General features: G+C 60.2%; 15 protein-coding genes, 4 tRNA genes and 1 pseudogene. 6 read left to right on the top strand and 14 right to left on the bottom strand.

Annotated features, from left to right (window positions below; all coding sequences use genetic code 11):
- From JSS95_13335 to JSS95_13300, 8 genes are all read right to left on the bottom strand, one after another.
- Positions 1-113: hypothetical protein (locus JSS95_13335; protein ID MBS1800793.1), on the bottom strand; the 113-nt coding region annotated here is incomplete at its 3' end.
- 78 nt (positions 114-191) lie between these two features.
- Complete coding sequence (locus JSS95_13330; GenBank protein MBS1800792.1) at positions 192-500, bottom strand: hypothetical protein; 309 nt, start codon at positions 498-500, stop codon at positions 192-194.
- A 37-nt stretch (positions 501-537) separates the two neighbouring features.
- Positions 538-612 (bottom strand) — tRNA-Gly (locus tag JSS95_13325).
- 127 nt (positions 613-739) lie between these two features.
- Positions 740-814: transfer RNA gene (locus tag JSS95_13320), tRNA-Thr, on the bottom strand.
- Between the two features lie 25 nt (positions 815-839).
- A complete protein-coding gene (locus JSS95_13315; GenBank protein MBS1800791.1) occupies positions 840-1,013 on the bottom strand; it encodes a hypothetical protein in 174 nt (57 codons plus the stop codon).
- 35 nt (positions 1,014-1,048) lie between these two features.
- Positions 1,049-1,135 (bottom strand) — tRNA-Tyr (locus JSS95_13310).
- Positions 1,136-1,315: 180 nt separating this feature from the next.
- A tRNA-Thr gene (locus JSS95_13305) sits at positions 1,316-1,391 on the bottom strand.
- 150 nt (positions 1,392-1,541) lie between these two features.
- Entirely contained in the window at positions 1,542-2,150 is a 609-nt protein-coding gene (locus JSS95_13300) for an HAD family phosphatase (GenBank protein ID MBS1800790.1), read from the bottom strand.
- A gap of 154 nt (positions 2,151-2,304) precedes the next feature.
- Here JSS95_13300 and JSS95_13295 point away from each other — a divergent pair, with 154 nt between their 5' ends.
- Entirely contained in the window at positions 2,305-3,159 is an 855-nt protein-coding gene (locus tag JSS95_13295) for a hypothetical protein (protein ID MBS1800789.1), read from the top strand.
- Between the two features lie 63 nt (positions 3,160-3,222).
- Positions 3,223-4,176, top strand: a pseudogene (locus JSS95_13290) (hypothetical protein).
- A gap of 179 nt (positions 4,177-4,355) precedes the next feature.
- Here the strand turns inward: JSS95_13290 and JSS95_13285 are convergent.
- The 3 genes from JSS95_13285 to JSS95_13275 all read right to left on the bottom strand — a co-directional run bounded on the left by JSS95_13285 (position 4,356) and on the right by JSS95_13275 (position 8,695).
- Positions 4,356-5,612 (bottom strand): HD domain-containing protein, encoded by a 1,257-nt coding sequence (locus tag JSS95_13285; GenBank protein MBS1800788.1) that lies wholly within the window; start codon positions 5,610-5,612, stop codon positions 4,356-4,358.
- A 224-nt stretch (positions 5,613-5,836) separates the two neighbouring features.
- Positions 5,837-7,507 (bottom strand): alpha-L-fucosidase, encoded by a 1,671-nt coding sequence (locus JSS95_13280; GenBank protein ID MBS1800787.1) that lies wholly within the window; start codon positions 7,505-7,507, stop codon positions 5,837-5,839.
- Positions 7,508-7,657: 150 nt separating this feature from the next.
- Positions 7,658-8,695, bottom strand: a complete 1,038-nt coding sequence (locus JSS95_13275) for a M23 family metallopeptidase (GenBank protein ID MBS1800786.1) — start codon at positions 8,693-8,695, stop codon at positions 7,658-7,660.
- A gap of 320 nt (positions 8,696-9,015) precedes the next feature.
- On the opposite strand from JSS95_13275, the gene thiL reads away from it, so the two are divergent.
- The 4 genes from thiL to JSS95_13255 are packed head-to-tail and all read left to right on the top strand — an operon-like array spanning position 9,016 to position 12,225.
- Complete coding sequence (gene thiL / locus JSS95_13270) at positions 9,016-10,032, top strand: thiamine-phosphate kinase (protein MBS1800785.1); 1,017 nt, start codon at positions 9,016-9,018, stop codon at positions 10,030-10,032.
- A gap of 15 nt (positions 10,033-10,047) precedes the next feature.
- On the top strand, positions 10,048-11,172 hold the full coding sequence (locus JSS95_13265) for a cystathionine gamma-lyase (protein ID MBS1800784.1): 1,125 nt from the start codon (positions 10,048-10,050) through the stop codon (positions 11,170-11,172).
- Positions 11,169-11,657, top strand: a complete 489-nt coding sequence (locus JSS95_13260; protein ID MBS1800783.1) for a dual specificity protein phosphatase family protein — start codon at positions 11,169-11,171, stop codon at positions 11,655-11,657. Before JSS95_13265 ends, JSS95_13260 begins: the two co-directional genes overlap by 4 nt.
- The gene (locus tag JSS95_13255; protein MBS1800782.1) at positions 11,650-12,225 is read left to right on the top strand and encodes a hypothetical protein; all 576 of its coding nucleotides are present in this window, start codon (positions 11,650-11,652) and stop codon (positions 12,223-12,225) included. Before JSS95_13260 ends, JSS95_13255 begins: the two co-directional genes overlap by 8 nt.
- A gap of 86 nt (positions 12,226-12,311) precedes the next feature.
- Here JSS95_13255 and moeB read toward each other — a convergent pair whose 3' ends face one another.
- The 3 genes from moeB to JSS95_13240 all read right to left on the bottom strand — a co-directional run bounded on the left by moeB (position 12,312) and on the right by JSS95_13240 (position 14,491).
- Positions 12,312-13,535, bottom strand: coding sequence for a molybdopterin-synthase adenylyltransferase MoeB (moeB, locus tag JSS95_13250; GenBank protein ID MBS1800781.1), 1,224 nt, complete (start codon positions 13,533-13,535; stop codon positions 12,312-12,314).
- Between the two features lie 186 nt (positions 13,536-13,721).
- Positions 13,722-14,024 (bottom strand): MoaD/ThiS family protein, encoded by a 303-nt coding sequence (locus JSS95_13245; protein MBS1800780.1) that lies wholly within the window; start codon positions 14,022-14,024, stop codon positions 13,722-13,724.
- Positions 14,021-14,491: a M67 family metallopeptidase gene (locus JSS95_13240; protein MBS1800779.1), complete on the bottom strand. Its 471-nt coding sequence runs from the start codon at positions 14,489-14,491 to the stop codon at positions 14,021-14,023. Before JSS95_13240 ends, JSS95_13245 begins: the two co-directional genes overlap by 4 nt.
- Positions 14,492-14,499: the final 8 nt, after the last annotated feature.

The raw sequence follows: 14,499 nt of genomic DNA, 5'->3' as shown, positions 1-14,499 counted from the left end.
TTCGACAATACCTTCGTGATCGCCGCCGTCAACGTCGTCTTGCCGTGGTCAATGTGACCAATCGTTCCGATGTTCACGTGCGGCTTGGACCGGTCAAATTTTTCCTTCGCCATTGCTCTCTCCGTCTCGTAGTGTTGGCCGGCATGCGCCGGCGGTTCAAGTGAAAACTTCTAAAGTCGTTGTGAGAAATCTCAGTAGTACGAATACAGCCGGAAGAACTGCTGCCTCAGATCAGGTGCGACCTTTTCAAGGCTCGCAAGATAGAACTCACGAATCTGCCCCTGGTCGCCGTCCGGCAGACTCTTATACTCGCCTGCGGTCTTCGGCCCCAGCAGCCCCTTACCCAGAACAGCCTCGAACTCACGGATACGCACTCCCTGGCGCTCCAGCGACTGGAGGAACCCACGAACCTTTCCGGCCGAAAACGACATTTCAATCGCTGTCTTTACCGCGCCGAACGCCTCGGGGTTGGCGATCGGAAGTACGGGTTGCTCTTTCAAGGTGCTCAACAAACTCTCCTGCAATGCCTTCTATCTTTGGAGCGGGAGACGGGAATCGAACCCGCGACCAACAGCTTGGAAGGCTGTGACTCTACCACTGAGTTACTCCCGCCCTATCGAGCTACGACTCTATCCAGGGCTAAAGCCCTGGACTACCGTTACTCCCGCCTATCGGGCTATAAACTTCCGTCCGAGGCACAAGCTCCGGGACGACCGCCACGCCCGACTGCTACAAAATCTGGAGCTGATGATGGGGCTTGAACCCATGACCTCTCCCTTACCAAGGGAGTGCTCTACCACTGAGCTACATCAGCCTTACTTACAACCAATCTTACAATCCTACCGCGACCGCAGCCGTCCAAGCGCTACACGAAAGGCAAAAAATCCCAACAGAAGCCATGTCAGCGAACGATACTTTCCCGGCTCCATCGTCTGCCAGGCCAGAACCGCCAGCACTCCAAGCACGCCCAGCGCAACTGCCATTCTTCCGCTGCCGGCGGGGCTGAAGTCCACGTACGCTCCCCTGCTTCCAACTACAACCAAACTCGTGGTGCACAGGGGAGGATTCGAACCTCCGTACGTCATTGACGGGCAGATTTACAGTCTGCTGCCATTAACCACTCGGCCACCTGTGCACATCCTGCTAAACCGCACTATCGAACAGCACCCCGCTTCAACTCCCGCACGAAATCTCGATCTCTGGTACCGCCGATCGAGCGGGTTTCCATCGTTGAAGAAAGTCTCCGGAGGCCTGCGCGACCAGAACGGCCTGGCAGTACTACCAAATCCAAACTCTTCCCCGGCTGCGAGGAATCTGGAGCTGGCGAAGGGACTTGAACCCCCGACCCTCTGATTACAAATCAGATGCTCTACCAGCTGAGCTACGCCAGCCCAAACAGCCTTGTTTTGCCCTCTGTAAGCTCCAGGCTGCGGGACGCGCAGTGGTGCCTGCGCAGAGTGCGCCGCAGGCCTAACTTTAGCACAGCAGAACCCCTGCCGCAAACACTGGCAGACCGGACAGATTCAGCCGTTTCCCACAACTCAGACTGTTGCCAATCGAACGCGCTCCCACGGAGCAGGAACCTTCACCGAAGCCATGCCCGCCGCCGTCGCCGCTTCGATTCCCATATCCGTATCCTCGAAGACCAGGCAGTCTTCCGGCGCTATACCCAACCGCTCGGCGGCCATCAGGTACGGCTCAGGATGCGGCTTCGCGCGAGCGTAATCGCCCGCGCACACCAGTGTCTGAAAACGGTCGAGCAGATTCAGCGTCGTCAGTGACGCGCGCACCGACTCATGCGTACTCCCGGAAACGACCGCGAATGGAATCTGTCCATGCTGTGCGTGGATGTGTTCCAAAACCTCCGGCACTGCCTTCATGTGAGGAAGATTCGCATAGAACATCTCTTCCTTACGCTGCTGAATCTCCGACACCGGCATACACAGGCCATGACGACTGTTGAGCGAAGCGATAATCTCCGTCACCGGCATACCACCCCAGGAGTAAAAAAGGTCTTCGCCGAACTCGCAGTCCCACCGGGCCAGAACATTCTTCCAGGCAATGTAGTGGAGCGGCATGGAATCGCAGATCGTTCCATCACAATCGAACAGGTATGCCTTGAACTCACCGGCCGGCAGCTTCAACTTCATCAAAACATGTCTCCCAGGGCGTAGACACTCCCTCTATTCATGATGACAGATCGACCCTAAACGATCCGCAGAATGATGGAAATCCCCTGGTTGCGTGATAGGCTTTCCCACGTCCAAATACTTTAGAACACTGTTTTTTAGGGGGGACGCCTGCATGTCTTCAGCACGGGCCTGGTTGACGATTCTTTTCAGCAGCGCTTTGCTGCTCTGTGCTGCGCCAAGCCACTCGCAGACATCTGAAACACCGCAGGCGGATGCTGGCCCCACCATCGCAGCACCGGCACAAGTCAAGACACTTACCAATGCCTCCATCATTCGCATGGCAGGGGCAAACCTGAGCGACGATCTGATTATCCAGGCCATCGCGTCGCAGCCCGGTCAATACAAGACGGACGCGGACGCGCTCGTCGACCTGAAGGATGCCGGCGTCTCCGAGCGCGTGATCGCCGCAATGATGAACAAGGGACGGAAGCGTCTGAACCCGGACGGAGGCGTGGCACAAGACCCGCCTCCTGCACCAATCACTCTGGTACCGGTCAATGAGATGGGCGTCTACTACAAGGACAGGAAGGGCATCTGGCAACCGCTCTCCGTCGAGGTCGTTCATAGCAAATCCAGCGGATGGATCAAGTCCACCATCACCCAGGGCATCATCAAGCAGGACATGAACGGTCATATCAACGGACGCGAATCGAAGCTCACACTGCAGGCTCCGATTGAAATTCTCATCTACGCGCCAGAAGGCGTCGCTGCCACCGAGTACACCTTTCTGCGCTTCCACATCCACTCCGACAGCCGCGAGTTCCGTACTCTCACCGGAGGCATCTTTCACTCCACCGGAGGGGCGGGACATGATGAAATCGGCTTCCAGGCCGACCGCATCGCACCGCGCACCTACACCTTCACCATCGACAAGACCGTCGGCGGCGGCGAGTTCGGTCTTCTCCCTCCCGGAACTGGCAACGTTACCAACGGCGGCAAGATTTACACCTTCGCCATTACGGAATGAACGTGCCCCATTGCTCTCCATCGCGGGACAGAGTAGAAACAGACGTGATGCCTCCATCACCGAATGCGTAAGCCGACCCGATACTCTCTTCTATTGGTGCTCGGACTCGTCGCCGCGCTCATCGTGGCGATCGTCCTGCGCAAGGCCGCTCCGCCGGAGGCCGCGCGCCTGCTGCCTGAATCCGACGCCATCGTCTACGTCAACCTGAAACCTCTTCGTCTGGCGACACACTTCGACAAAAATCCCGTCGCCCGCGTGCCTGAATATCAACGCTTCATCGATGCAACCGGAGTCGAGCCCGAGCGCGACATCGACGCAGCCGCATTCGCCCTGCATCGCATGGACAATCCAAACGGCCCCAATGGCCCCGTCGGCTACTCCGAGGTCTTTGAAGGCCGCTTCGACGGAGAGAAGCTCGCACACTATCTCGACTCCATCGCGACTGCAAAGGAAAGTTATGCCGGCCACACCATCTACACGGTCGCCATCGACGACGGCAGCGTAACGCGACCATTGCGCATCGTTCAGCTTGGCTACGACTCCGTAGCCGCATCGAACATGCCCACGGCCGAACAGATTCATTCCATCCTCGACCGCCACCGTTACGGGGCATCGCCCTTCTCCGGTTCGTCTCTGCTCTCAGCGCGCTATCGCGATGTGCCGATCTTCGCCAGCGCATGGGGCATCGGCCGCATCGGTCTTCCCTTCTCCGACCGCGGCTACATCTCGATCTTCGGCCTTCAGCTTCCTCTGCCTGAGGACACCACCTTCGTCGCCAGCCTTCGTTACACCGGAACGCTGCGACTACGCATCGAAGAGATCTCGCCAACCGAGGCCGACGCCGCGCGCGCCGCGCAGAACCTCTCCGCGCTGATCGGTCTCTTCCGGTCGCTGCAACAACTGCGGCCACGCAATCAGGGAGATGCCGACGTGCAGCAACTCATCGGATCGCTCAAGATCGACCATCGCAAGGACCGCGCCATCGTCACAGCAACAGTTCCAATGGATTTGCTGAAGTTCGTCACTCATCCCAACGCCGAACCATTGACTGGCGACGATGTCTCCCCATCCGGGGCCGTACCTGATGTCTCTGCGCCATAACCGAGCGCTCCGCTGGAATTAAAAACAAAGGCGAGACGTCCAGCTTCCTGGCCGCCTCGCCATCTCCACCCACCCACCAACTTGTCAGTTCGTTATCAGGCGCATGCCCGGGCCAGCTCTTCCACCACGATCCCGACAGGCTCAAACTTCTGCTCCGTCTCCTGCTCCTCGGCGATCAACGCCACCAGAGCATCCACGCAGTCCGCATCCAGTTTTTTCGGCACCAGGGCGCGCATAATTGAAATAATCTCGCTGCTGTGCAGACCGGCGCGATAAGGCCTGTCCTCCGAAAGCGCGCTGTAAACATCGGCCACGGCGACGATACGCGATTCAATGGAGATATCGGGGGCCAGTAAACGGTTTGGGTAGCCCGTCCCGTCCAGCTTCTCGTGGTGCTCACCGGCTACGATGGCGATCTCGCGGAAGGGCCCAATCTGCTCGAGGATCTGCCGCGTCAGCCCTGGATGCCTCTCTACAATCTTCCACTCCGCCTCGGTCAGCCGCGTCTTCTTGTCGAGGATCGTATTCGCGACGCTTAGCTTGCCGATGTCGTGCAGCAATGCCGCACGGCGAACCAACTGCACACGGTCCGTCCGCAGCTTGAGACGCTTTGCAATGCCATGCGCCAGTTCGGCCACACCCATCGAATGCCTGTAGGTGAAGTGCGACTTCGAGTCGACGATGTCGGCGAAGGCCTCGCAGATCCTGTCGATCTGCGTGTCGTCCAGGCGCTGCTGCTGCTGTGGATCGAGATCGAGTACAGCGGCGCGCGTAATCTCGTTGCTGTCGGTTGCGCTACAGTGCGTCCACAGGTGCCCCCGATGATTCAGGGACATCACCGCGCGAACGATCTGGGGATCGAACCATGTGCCGCTCCACTGCTCCAGCGTCTCGATGGCCACATCCGCGTTCCGTCCCATGGAGAACACGTCGAGGTGCTGCGCCACGGCACAGACGCGCGCCAGCAGCGGAATCCGCTCGCCCCGCGCACGCTTCGGATACCCTGTCCCATCCCAATGCTCTTCGATACTGCGAACGGCCTCGGCGGCCGTCTGGCCCATCCCGAGCTTGCTTACAATGCTTGCGCCGCGGTCGCAGCGAAGACCGATCATCTCTTCGTTGCCGATGTCCTTCAGCAGCAGGGCGTAGTAGAGGCTGCTCTTCTGCTCGGAGCTAAGCCCCATCTCGTAGGCGATTCGCATCCCCAGCAGGCAACTTCTCAGCGCATGGCCACGGACCGCCCCTTCAGTCAGGTCGATGGCAAACGACAGGGCCGAGATCACCTCGGAGAGTGAAAGCGATTCATTGAAAGGGTGTTCTTCCTGCCGAAAAGACGCTGAGGTCTGGCCCATAGGATTCGTTTCACTCCAAAACTGCCCATCGTCCTGGAAGAGTCCGGCAAACGATACACCTCGCCCGATCCAGGGTACTCCCAGATACATTCGTGACTATAGGTGGCCGCACCACCTGAAGCCACTACACAAAAGGTGCAGTGACGTAACCAGGCAGGTGGCCTCTCCTCCAAATCCGCAGGCGCTCTAAAACATCCAAGCTACTCAAAACCAATGCCTTGCCATCACCGCTGGCGAGGCTGCCCGCGGCGCAGAACCACGTCGCCTCCATACAAGGCGAGCAGAGGGTGATGTACGACGGCACGGAACTCGTAGCGTCCCGTAGCGGACAGCCCTTCCACCGTCGTTGTGAACTTGCCGGCGGCGATCAATGTCTGCAACCTGGTCGCTGTCCATGGAGCGGTGCGGGAGTGCACATCCTCACCCTCGATCGACCTGTACTCGAATCCAACCTCCAGCGACTTCGCTCCGGCCATATCCAGCAGTTCGCCCTCGAGCTTTACGCTCCCACCGTCCGCACCCCACTGATAGGCTTCCGTCTTCACGCGAGGAGGCGCGAGCGCGGGTTCCACATTCGTCAGGCGCACCACTACGGGGTTCGGCCACTGCCGGTTGTCCTGCAACCGCTGCGAACGCATCGTGCGAATATGCAGCCCGTCGCTCTCCATGTGGAAGGTCGTCTTCGGGACCACGTTCGGCGCATACTCCACCACCTCGCCATTTGCTCCCAGAACGCTCACCTCGGTCTTCGCTGTAGCCTTCACCGAGTGCAGCACCAGGTCCTGCCACTGCCCCAGCTTCCACGGTGTAGCAGGATCGACGATGGCGTAGAGCGCGCTTCCATCCTTCTTCTTCGTAAACCAGACGTTGCCCTCGTTCGTGATGATCCATGGCCGCGCCGCATAGATCGCCTCTGAGTTCACGAACATCCACAACGCCATCTCGCGCAGACGCTCTTCCTGCTCGATCGCCAGTTCGCCATCTGGCTTGGGACCGATGTTCAGCAGGAAGTTGCCGCCCTTGGCTCGTGTCTGGACCAGCTCGCGAATCAGGTCGTGGCCCGACTTGTAGTGGTCGTTCTGAGGCTGGTACTGCCACGCGCTGCCCATGGTGTCGTTGGCCTCCCAGGGCTGGTCGAAGGCCATGCCGGGAATCGTCTGCTCCGGCGTCATCATCGCTCCGCGCGTCACCACGATATTGGGTTGCAGCTTCCAGGCAAGCTGGCGCAGGCTGGTCGCCTCGCCGTCGAAGAAGAGAACGTCAACCGGGCCATAGTTTGTCAGCAGTTCGCGCAACTGGTCGCTGTCGTATTTGAGGAGACCGGAATTGTGACTCGGCTGAACTGCTTCGGTGCCGCGCTGGATCGTCTTCCCATTCTCGTGGAGCCAGTAGAAATCGTCGGGCGAGAAGTACATCCCGGGAGCAATCCCCTCTGCCTTGAACGCCTTCAATATCTCCGCCGTCGCGTCGCGATGGAACGGCGTATTCATAATGTTGAACGGAGTCGTCTTCGTGTCGTACATCCCAAAGCCAGAATGGTGTTTTGTCGTAAACACGACATAACGCGCGCCGGCAAGCTTTGCCAGCCGCGCCCACTCCGCCGGATCGAATCGCGTTGGATCGAAGGTCTTCGGCAGATCGCTGAAGAAGCGGTTCGTATAGTCCTCGGACGCCCCTACAAGGGAATGGCTGATGACAACGCCAAGCTGGCTGTCCACGCTCCAATGAATGAACAGCCCAAACCCCTGGTCGCGGAACCACTCATCGCGCTCCGGCTTGTTCTGCGAGCTGTTGAAGTCGGTATTTTCACCGGCTATGGCCTTGCCCTGCGCCCACACCTGCGCCGCGCCAACCGCCAACAATGCTGCAACTGAAACTGTCCTGAACCCTCTCATCGCCACGAGGCCGCCTCTTTTCGTTTGAGATGAAGTTTTTCATAGACTGCGGCACGCAGTCATTGATGAAACCGGACAATTGGCCTAGACACCCACGCAAAAAATTCAGCGCCGGATCACCCCGGCCCTCTTCTTCTTTGGTTGAGATATTTACTTGTCCAGACCCACAGCCTTCGTCGCGGCAGCAGGAGTCGAAGGAACCGCCGGTGCCTCCGAGCCAAGCTCCGCCAGCGTCATGCGCAGATACTTATGCGGGTTGACCGCTGTATTGCGGATGCGGACCTCGTAATGAACATGGTTGCCGGTCACTCGACCACTGTGTCCCACGTAGCCGATCACCTGTCCGCGTACAACGGTCTGGCCAGCCATCACGGCAAAACCCGACATATGCCCGTAGAGCGTCTCAACCCCATGGCCGTGATCGATCGTTACCGCGCGACCATAGCCGTTCTCCATCTGCGCCGACTTCACCACACCATCGCCCGTAGCGCGGATCGGCTCTCCATTGGGCGCCGAGATGTCGAGGCCCTTGTGGAACTCGCCCTCGCCGTTGCCAAGAACCGGGTCCTGCCGCTGTCCAAAGCTACTCGTGATCGGTCCCATGACCGGCCACAGGGTCGGGACATAGGAGGCGTCCAGATCGCCCATCGACAGGCTTCCGCCAAAGAGACTTGTTCCCACTCCATAGCCAGGACGGTTCAAACCGCCCAGCGCTCGAGTGGTCGCGCCGCTCATCGCCTGGTTACGCAAAGAGTAGAACGCGTCCACCGACTTGTAGTAGCTGTCATCGGTCAAACTTGAGGTCTCAGTTAATGGCGTGTTCGTCACTGCCTCAACAACCGCGGTCGCGTGGGCTTTACCTGTCAGGCGTCCCATCGGGGTAGCCAGCTTGCTGGCAGTCAGTCCATACAGAGCCGAGACTTCGTTTGCCAGCGAGCCCAGCGACGCGGCCTGAATGTCCTTCTCGTGCGCCGCCTCTTCCAGGTGAGCGTAATCCTTTTGCAGGGTATTGTGGTCCTGCCGAAGCTGGTTGAAGCGGGCCGTCTTGATGAGCATTCGCGAGTACGATCCAGCCATACCCGTGATGGTGAACATGCCTATCGCCGCCACAGCCACAAAGATGTAGGCGTAGTGCAACGGAACGGGAACCTTGTTCAGGTTGCCGTCGTCATCGCGGCTGACAAACATGATGTAGTAACGCTTCTTTAGCTTCAAACCTTACTCTTGGCCCAGATTTGGCCGCCAGACTGCACGGCGCGGAGTGAATGCTTCACAAATCGCAACTGGTAAATCGAATTCACCAATTGGCATTTCAAAATTGCAGACTCTCTTGGGCTTCTTCGAGGGTAACAAACAGGTCAGTTACCTGCAACAAACCCTACACTGTTTTCCGCCCAACAGCCTGCCACAAAAGACGCATTTCGGTGGCCTGTCGAACTGGCGGCATAGCAGCCCTCGCTGTCAGACTAGACGCCCTGAGCGGCACAAAAGTTTATGCTGCTTTCAGGATGCGCAGCGCCCCTCCTCCCATCGCCGGCGAACTCTCTTTGATTGAGCACATACGACGCTCCTTTCCTGCCCGCCATTCGGCGGTTGCGCTCGGTATCGGCGACGACTGCGCCATTCTGCGCCCTCCCCGGGGATCCGAAGTTCTCGTCACAACGGACTTCTCCCTCGAGGGCCGGCACTTCCGCCGCGACCTTCACCCAGCAGCCTCGGCGGGACATCGCTGCCTGGCGCGCGGCCTCAGCGATCTGGCAGCCATGGGAGCGTCCCCCCTGGCAGCATTCCTCTCGCTTGCCGTCCCCCCCCGCCTGCTGCGCGCAAGACGAGGACGGCTCTGGCTGGAGGGCTTCTTCGCCGGGATACGCGAACTGGCCAGCCGGCATGGCGTTGTACTGGCCGGGGGGGATACGGCAGAGTCACCGGCGGATCTCATCTTTGCCGATATCGTCCTCATCGGCTCTGCCCCGCGCGGCCGCGCCCTTCGACGCAGCGCAGCCAGACCCGGCGACAACATTTACGTCACAGGCTCACTGGGAGGAGCGCACGCCGAACTCACCGCTCTGCTTGCGAGCAATCGGCCTGCAAGGGTCACCGGGTGGCAGGGCCATCCTCATTTCTTCCCACAGCCGCGGCTGGCGGTCGGCTCCGCTCTCCTGCGTCGTCATCTCGCGAGTGCAGCCATCGACCTGAGCGACGGACTCTCAACCGACCTCACTCACCTTTGCGAGGCCTCCGGCGTTCGCGCCGAGATCGACGCCTCCGCACTTCCCCTCTCCACCTCCCTCGCAAAGCTCACTCCGGACGCAGCCATGTACGCTGCGCTCCACGGGGGAGAAGACTACGAGCTTCTCTTCACCGCGCCAGGCATAGTCCCGCGCGGCATAGCCGGTGTGCCTCTTACGTGCATCGGCTCTGTGCACAAGGCAAGCGGAGGTAAGCCCCGCATCATGCTGACCGACCTGCAGGGCCGTCGCTCTCCCCTGCGACCCGGCGGATGGGAACACCTCGCAACACGCTGACACTACAATCGACACATGCGCGACACGACGAAAATCATCCGCTCCGGCCTCACCCGCGCCGTCGCAGGCGAGCCTCTGCACGCCGGACCCGTCTTTGCCGCGCCCTATCATGCTCCGGGCGACCCGGCTGGCGTGCCCTACACCTACGCCCGCGCGCACAACCCCACCTGGACCCACCTTGAAGATGCCATCGCCCAGATGGAGTCCGGTGACGGGTACACCGCTTCCGCGCTTGTCTTCGCATCCGGCATGGCTGCGACGACTGCTGTCTTTGGCGCCGTCCTTCGCCCGGGCGATGCCGTCGTTCTTCCTGAAAATTCCTACTACGCCGCCCGCGTCCTGGCGCAGGAGTACTTCGCCAAGATGGGAGTTGAACTTCGCTTCGCTCCTACCACCTGCAACGCTCAAGCTGAAAAACTTGAGGGCGCAAGGCTCCTCTGGATAGAGACGCCGAGCAATCCCACCATGGACGTCTGCGACATCGCTCTGCTCTCCGAGGCGGCACACCGAGCCGGAGCGCTGGTCGCGGTCGACAACACCACACCGACACCGCTCGGTCAGCTTCCTCTCGCGCTTGGCGCCGACATCTCGGTCGCATCCGATACCAAGTCGATGACCGGCCACAGCGACATCCTCGTCGGCCATGTTGCTGTCCGCGATCCGGAGCTGCAAAAGAGGCTCGACCAGTGGCGCACGCTCACCGGCGGAGTGCTCGGCCCGATGGAGGCCTGGCTCGCACTGCGCTCCATCGCCACACTGCCCCTGCGTCTGGAGCGCTCATGCCAGAACGCACAGGCCATCGCGGAATTTCTCACGACGCGCCCGGAGGTTCAGGCTGTGCTCTATCCCGGGCTATCTGCACATCCCGGACATGCCATCGCGAAGAAGCAGATGCGCTACTTCGGCCCCGTCGTCAGCTTCATCCTCCGCGACAAGGCCGCCGCAGAGTCTTTCCTTGCGTATTCGAGACTGCTTACCGATGCAACCAGCTTCGGAGGCATCACCTCATCTGCCGAGCGCCGCGCCCGCTGGGGAGGCGACGCTATCGCCGACGGGTTCATCCGGCTCAGCGCAGGCTGCGAAGCGATTGAGGATCTGCTCGAAGACATCGCACAGGCACTGGATGCAGCCAAACCATGATCGCCCGCCCTTATTGGATTACCGATCAGATTGCAATTGTTCCTCGGCCCAGAGATGAAGACTGGCTGGATAGCGAGATGCTGGCATTGCGCGAAGCAGGCATTGATCTTGTTGTCTCTCTGCTTGAAAAGGACGAGGCCGAAGAGCTGGGACTGCAACAGGAATCTGCTGCTGCCGATCAGGCCGGAATATCGTTTCTCCGTTTTCCAATTCCCGATCGTAGCGTTCCGCCAGATTCTGAAGCCTTCAATCATCTTCTCGCGGCACTCGAACAGCAGCTGTCGACGGGTAAGCGGATCGGAGTTCACTGTCGTGCCTGTATTGGGCGTTCCAGTGTCGTAACCGTCGGCCTTCTGGTTCGATCGGGCATCCCTCACGAAGCTGCATGGGATCAGGTCACCAACGCTCGTGGCTGTATGGTTCCCGACACTGATGAACAATGGAACTGGGTCAACCGCAACATCAAGGCAAACGCTCGTGGCTGAAAACACCTTTCATCACAACTGGCAGGCTGAAATTCTCAAGACTCCGCCGCTGATCGCGCCAGCGCGGCAGTTCATCTACCCGCAGCAGATTGCAGGCGAAGAGGACGCACTCGCACGGGGTGCGCTGCAACTGCTCGTCAAACCTGAAGCTGGCGGGATATTTCTTGCCACCTGTGCGCTTGGGTTTACCGATCGCTCCATGCCAACAGGTGTACATGCCTGTCCGAACCCCAGCGAGCTTTGCGCCGTAGCCGGTGGCTACGCTTACATCATCGACACATTGAATCCGCAGACTTCGACCCATATTCGCCTCAAGCCAGTTGTAGAGGTCCGTGCCGTGGCTTCACAAAATCTTCTATTGTTCGTCGGCTTTCATACCATCCTCGCCTGGGGAGCGGATGGCGAAGCCTGGCACACCCGGCGGCTGAGCTGGGAAGGACTCCGCCTCACTGGAGTTGAGGGCGAGATGCTCCATGGAACGGGGTGGAACATGCTGACCGACAAGGATGTTCCTTTCACCGTTGACCTGAAGACAGGACAGCATCGGGGTGGCGGCTGCTCCTCCTGAGTTTTGCTGGCAGCCCGGGATGACAACCTGAAAGATGAAAGGCCCGAACGGTTGTTCGGGCCTTTGCCTTGTGTTGTGCTAACGGTTTAGTACTTCGCCATCGTCGGGTCGATCTTGTCGGCCCAGGCGAGGATGCCGCCCGAGAGGTTGGAGACGTTGGTGAAGCCCGCAGCCTTGAGCACGAGCGCGGCCTTCTGGCTGCGTGCTCCGGAGCGGCAGTGGACGATGACCTCGTCGTTCTTGTGCGCGGCGATCTCGGAGACGCGGCCCTCGAGGGAGCCTACCGGGATCAGCGGCGCGCCGAGGTTCGCGATGGGGTACTCGTGCGGCTCGCGAACGTCGAGGACGAAGATGTTTTCCTTTGCGTCGAGCTTCTTCTTGAGCTCTTCGACGGTGACCTGCGGGATGCCGTCGACGACGGAGCCGCCGGCGACGGCCTTGTCGCGTGCGACCTCGAGCGGGCCGACGGTCTTGGGCTTCTCGATGCCGCAGAACTGGTCGTAGTCGATCAGCTGGGTGACGGTGGGGTGTGTGCCGCAGACGGGGCAGTCGGGGTTCTTGCGCAGCTTGAGCGTGCGGAAGCCCATGCCGAGCGCGTCGACGAGCAGCAGGCGGCCGATCAGCGGCTCCCCGAGCCCGAGGATGAGCTTGATGGTCTCGGTGGCCTGGATGACGCCGAGTAGGCCGGGCAGGATTCCGAGCACTCCGCCTTCAGCGCACGAGGGAACGAGGCCGGGCGGCGGCGGCTCCGGGTAGAGGCAGCGGTAGCACGGTCCCTGCTCGGTGCCGAAGACCGATGCCTGTCCCTCGAAGCGAAAGATCGAAGCGTAGGCGTTAGGCTTCTTGAGCAGGACGCAGGCGTCGTTGACCAGGTAGCGCGTCTGGAAGTTGTCGGTGCCGTCGGCGATGACGTCGTAGTCCTTGAGGATGTCAAGGGCGTTGGCGGAGGTCAGCATCGTGTTGTGCTTGATGATGTTGACGTTCTTGTTGAGGCCCTTGATCATCTGCTCGGCGGAGTCGACCTTGAGCATGCCGACGGTGGACTGCGAGTGGATGATCTGGCGCTGCAGGTTCGATTCGTCGACGACGTCGAAGTCGATCAGGCCGATGGTCCCGACGCCTGCGGCGGCGAGGTAGAGGGCGAGCGGCGCGCCGAGGCCACCGGTTCCCACGCAGAGGACGCGGGCCGCCTTCAGCTTCTGCTGGCCCTCCATGCCGACCTCGGGAAGGATGAGGTGGCGGGAGTAGCGGGCGATCTCTTCGTTGGTGAGCTTCGGGAGCTGTACGGCTTCTTCAATGGCTGTTGGCATGACGTTCCTTGTAAAGGTTCGTTTTAATTCTAGATGCAAAGTGCCCCAGAACGGCTCATCGACCGTGATTGGGTGTGCAAGTCGTTGGCTTACTGCCAGATTTGCGGCTCGAACGGCAAAAATGCAGGTTCCTCGGCTCGCTATGCTCGCTCGGAATGACAACTATGAGTTTTGAAAGGGGAAGAACTAGAGGAGGGGACAACAGCTACAACAGGCAGAGCCGCCTGCGATGGAGGGGATGATGGTCAGCTCGTCGGTGGAGGCGACGGCGGTAGCGTCCTTGGAGGGGAGGTAGCGGAGGTCTTCGTCGTTGAGGTAGACGTTGACGAAGGAGCGGAGCTTGCCCTCGGTGGTGAAGAGCTGCTGCTTCAGCTCGGGGAACTTCGAGGTGAGTTCGGAGAACACCTCGGCGACGGTTCCGCCCGGGACGGCGACCGTCTCAGCTCCGCCGGTGTATGTCCGGAGCGGGGTTGGGATGTGAATGTTCATGCGTGGCCTTTCGGTTGATTGGATTGCGAGAGTGCAACGTCGATCTCGACGGGCTGATCGACGAACTTTTTGTCGTCCTCGGTGGTGCCGGTGAGGAGGAAGGAATTAGTGTCGGTGGCCTTCCCGTTGTCGACTGCTGTAATGACGTAAGAGCAGCCGATCCAGTGAGCCTCGGCGAAGTCCGTAGGCGACCACTGGGCCGGGTGGTCGGGGTGCGAGTGGTAGAAGCCGACGATGTCGAGGCCGAGTCCGCGGGCCTGGCGCTGAATCTTCACCAGCTCCTGCGGAGCGATGTTGTAGCGGTTGTGCGCGGAGTCGGTGCGGGTGTTCCCGGCACGAACGAGCTGCGCAACATGATTGCCCTCGGCGTCGGACCTGCCGAGCAGGACGCCGCAGCACTCATGCGGGTAGGTCTCTTCGCCGTGGAGGCGCATGGCTTCGTAGTCGCTGTATTGGATGTGTAGCATGGGCCTCT

The organism is Acidobacteriota bacterium (assembly GCA_018268895.1).
Lineage (GTDB): Bacteria > Acidobacteriota > Terriglobia > Terriglobales > Acidobacteriaceae > Edaphobacter.
The sequence above is the reverse complement of the archived record's forward strand: the minus strand, read 5'-3'. Positions and strand labels throughout refer to the sequence as shown.